Raw genomic sequence first — 4,148 nt, 5'->3', positions numbered from 1 at the left:
GGCGGCGAGCGCCGCCGCGCCGTGGCCGGCCGCCAGCGCATCCATCTCGGCGAGCCGACGGCGGTATTCCGCCTCCGAAATCGCGCCGGAGGCCCGCCGCGCGGCAAGCGCCTGCAAGCCGGAGCTCGCCGCCGCCACCTCCTCCGCCGTCAGCTGCGTGGTTGCGGCAGAGACCGGCGCGGTGATGTCGGGATAGACATCCGACCGATCGACGCCGTCGTAGCTGGACGCGGGCGTCGTGCCGGACGTCGTGGCGTTGCATCCGGCAAGCATTGCGCATCCAGCCAGGGCGATGGCCGCATATGCCGAGCCTGCCCGAGCCCGCCGGTTCCGATCCACGCACGCCATTCTTTTTTCCCTGCCGCTGCGCGATGCAGGCCGCCCGCGGCCAGCACCGAAAGAATGGGCGGAACGCCCGCAAGGCGACTGCCCAAAGATTGTCTGGCCCTTGTAATATCTTTCCGGCAGGATGTAAAAACAGAAACTAACGAGAAAATGCGGAGGGAGCGCGTGGCGGACCAGAGCACAGCCGGGGAGCAGGCGACGGTCGACGGGGCCTCCGGCTTTCCGGGCCTCGATCCCAAGTCGCTGGAGCCCTACATCGTCAAGGACCACGAAGCGCTTGCCGTCAATCTGGCGCGCACCGTGGAACAGCTCGGCAAGGCGGCCTCCGCCTGGCTCGAGCCGCGCGAGAAGGGCGAGAAGGTCGACACGGTCTCCGAGCCCGTCGTCGACATGGTGAAGACATTGTCGAAGGTCAGCGAATACTGGCTCTCCGACCCGCGCCGCACGCTCGACGCACAGACGCAGCTGCTCGGCAGCTATTTTTCCATCTGGTCGCGCACCCTGCAGAAGATGGGCGGCGAGGACGTCGAGGAAACCGACACCCGGCATCTCAGGGACAAGCGCTTCGCCGACGCGGACTGGGTCAGGAACCCCTTCTTCGGTTTCCTGCGCCAGGCCTATTTCGTCACCTCCGACTGGGCTGAAAGCATGGTGTCGCAGGCCGATGGCCTCGATGAGCACACGCGCCACAAGGCGCTCTTCTACGTGCGGCAGATCGCAAGCGCGCTGTCGCCGTCGAACTTCATCACGACCAACCCGCAGCTCTACCGGGAGACGGTCGCATCGAGCGGCGCCAACCTCGTCAAGGGCATGAAGATGCTCGCCGAGGACATCGCCGCCGGCCGCGGCGACCTGAAGCTGCGCCAGACCGACACGTCGAAATTCGCGGTCGGCGAAAATCTCGCCGTGACGCCCGGCAAGGTGATCGCCCAGAGCGACGTCTGCCAGATCATCCAGTACGACGCGACGACCAGGGAGGTGCTGAAGCGCCCGCTCCTGATCTGCCCGCCCTGGATCAACAAATTCTACGTGCTCGACCTCAACCCGGAAAAATCCTTCATCAAGTGGGCGGTCGACCAGGGGCACAGCGTCTTCGTGATTTCCTGGGTCAATCCCGACGAGCGCCATGCCGGCAAGGACTGGGAGGCCTATGCGCGCGAGGGCATCGGCTTCGCGCTCGACACGATCCGCCAGTCCTGCGGCGAGGAGGAGGTCAATGCGATCGGCTACTGCGTCGGCGGCACGCTGCTCGCCGCGACGCTGGCGCTTCACGCGCAGGAGGGCGACAGGCGCATCCGCTCGGCGACGCTCTTCACGACGCAGGTGGATTTCACCCATGCCGGCGACCTCAAGGTCTTTGCCGACGAGGATCATATCGACCTCATCGAACGCGGCATGAAGGCGACCGGCTATCTCGACGGGTCCAAGATGGCGACGGCCTTCAACATGCTGCGCGCCTCGGAGCTGATCTGGCCCTATTTCGTCAACAACTACCTGAAGGGCCAGGATCCGATGCCCTTCGACCTGCTCTACTGGAATTCCGATTCGACTCGAATGCCGGCCGCCAACCATTCGTTCTACCTGCGCAATTGTTATCTGAAGAACACGCTGACGAAGGGCGAGATGGTGCTGGCCGGCAAGACCCTGACGCTGAAGGACGTCACCATTCCGATCTACAACCTGGCGACCAAGGAGGACCATATCGCGCCGGCGAAGTCCGTCTTCGTCGGCAGCGGCTATTTCGGCGGCGACGTCACCTATGTGCTGTCCGGTTCGGGCCACATCGCCGGCGTCGTCAATCCGCCCGACAGGAACAAGTACCAGTTCTGGACAGGCGGTCCGGCGCGGGGCACCTACGAGGACTGGGTGAAGACGGCGCGGGAGACCGCCGGCTCCTGGTGGCCGCACTGGCACGGCTGGATCCGCGCGCAGGACGACCGCATGGTGCCGGCGCGCAAGACCGGCGGGCCGCTCAATTCCATCGAGGAAGCGCCGGGCTCCTATGTCCGCATGCGCGCCTGACACGACCGCCCCGCCGCCGCGCATGATCTTCGATCCGCCGCTCGTTCCCGCCGTGCTCGTCCAGCGCTACAAGCGTTTCCTCTTCGACGCGCTGCTTTCCGACGGCACCGCGATCACCGGCTCCTGCCCCAATACGGGCTCGATGCGTGGCCTGACCGCGCCCGGCGCGCGCATCTGGATGTCCGAACACGAGGGCGCGCTGCGCAAGTTCCGCCACCGGCTGGAACTGGTGGAGGCGGACGGCACCGTCGTCGGCATCAATACCGGCCTGCCGAACCGGCTTGCCGAGGAGGCGATCCGCGCCGGGCTCGTCGCCGATCTCGGCGGCTATCCGGTGGTCGAGCGTGAGCGGAAGTACGGCCGCAATTCGCGCATCGACCTGCTGCTCTCCGGCCCCGGTCTGCCGGCCGCCTATGTCGAGGTGAAGAACGTGCATTTCCGCCGCGTTGCCGGCCTCGCCGAATTTCCGGACACGGTGACGGCGCGCGGCGCGAAGCATCTGGAGGAACTGGGCGACATGGTCGAGGCCGGCCATCGTGCCGTCATGCTCTATCTCGTGCAGCGCGGCGACTGCGACCGGTTCCGCATCTGCGACGATCTCGACCCCGCCTATGCGGCCGCCTTCCGGCGCGCAAGGCGGCGCGGCGTCGAGGCTTATGCGGTCAAATGCGCGGTCTCCAGCGCGCAAATTCGGCCCGCGGCATTGATCGCCATGGACGAACCCGGCATAGCTGAATTATGACGGTGTAAAACACCAGCGGAAGTACGCGAATGGTCACCTATATCGAAGCCGCCTCGGCGCCGCTCAAGAATACCGGCGTCATCCGGCTCTACGACGCCGAAGCTTTCGCGGGCATGCGCAAGGCCTGCCGGCTCACCGCGCGTTGCCTCGATGCGCTCTATCCGCTCGTCAAGCCGGGAGTCGCGACGGATGTGATCGACCGCTTCGTCTTCGAGTTCGGCATGGACCACGGCGCCCTGCCCGCCACGCTGAACTACCGCGGCTACACGAAATCCACCTGCACCTCGATCAACCACGTCGTCTGCCACGGCATTCCGAACGACAAGCCGCTGAGAGAGGGAGACGTCGTCAATATCGACGTCACCTACATCCTCGACGGCTGGCACGGCGACTCGAGCCGGATGTATCCGGTCGGCGAGATCAAGCGGGCGGCCGAGCGCCTGCTCGAGGTGACGCATGAATGCCTGATGCGCGGCATCGCGGCGGTGAAGCCCGGCATGCGCACCGGCGCGATCGGCGAGGCGATCCAGACCTATGCGGAGGCCGAGCGCTGTTCGGTCGTGCGCGATTTCTGCGGCCACGGCGTCGGCCGCCTGTTCCACGACGCGCCGAACATCCTGCACTACGGCCGCGCCAACGAGGGACCCGAGATGAAGGAGGGCATGATCTTCACCATCGAGCCGATGATCAATCTCGGCCGGCCGCACGTGAAGGTGCTCTCGGACGGCTGGACCGCGGTGACCCGCGACCGCTCGCTCTCGGCGCAGTACGAGCACACGGTCGGCGTGACGGCGGACGGCTGCGAGATCTTCACGCTTTCTCCCGGCGGCCTCGACCGGCCGGGTCTGCCGTCCTGACGCCATGACGAAAGCCCCGCCGCGCGATATCGATGGCGACAAAACGGCGGGCCGGGATGCCCCACAGCCTTCCGCTTTGCCGGAGCAGGCCGCCTTCTTCGGCCTCGACGACGAGCGCGGCCATTTCGCGGAACAGAACGCCCGCGCCGGGACGCTGGGCAAGCCGGCACCGATCGGCGACA

At 66.4% G+C, this 4,148-nt stretch carries 4 protein-coding genes; 3 read left to right on the top strand and 1 reads right to left on the bottom strand.

The features are described from left to right. Positions 1-273, bottom strand: a 273-nt coding sequence (locus tag LXM94_RS07785; RefSeq protein WP_235770595.1) for an SHOCT domain-containing protein, incomplete at its 3' end; no start/stop codon positions are given. Between the two features lie 222 nt (positions 274-495). Here LXM94_RS07785 and phaC point away from each other — a divergent pair. Genes phaC through map form a run of 3 tightly spaced genes read left to right on the top strand, consistent with a single transcriptional unit; the run spans position 496 to position 3,966 of the window. Next, positions 496-2,367 (top strand): poly(3-hydroxyalkanoate) polymerase subunit PhaC, encoded by a 1,872-nt coding sequence (gene phaC, locus LXM94_RS07780; protein ID WP_408015601.1) that lies wholly within the window; start codon positions 496-498, stop codon positions 2,365-2,367. A gap of 22 nt (positions 2,368-2,389) precedes the next feature. Beyond that, entirely contained in the window at positions 2,390-3,109 is a 720-nt protein-coding gene (sfsA, locus tag LXM94_RS07775; protein WP_235770652.1) for a DNA/RNA nuclease SfsA, read from the top strand. Positions 3,110-3,138: 29 nt separating this feature from the next. Further along, positions 3,139-3,966, top strand: a complete 828-nt coding sequence (map, locus tag LXM94_RS07770; protein WP_235770593.1) for a type I methionyl aminopeptidase — start codon at positions 3,139-3,141, stop codon at positions 3,964-3,966. Positions 3,967-4,148 lie beyond the last annotated feature (182 nt).

This window comes from Rhizobium alarense, assembly GCF_021555155.1.
GTDB lineage: Bacteria > Pseudomonadota > Alphaproteobacteria > Rhizobiales > Rhizobiaceae > Rhizobium_D > Rhizobium_D alarense.
The sequence above is the reverse complement of the archived record's forward strand: the minus strand, read 5'-3'. Positions and strand labels throughout refer to the sequence as shown.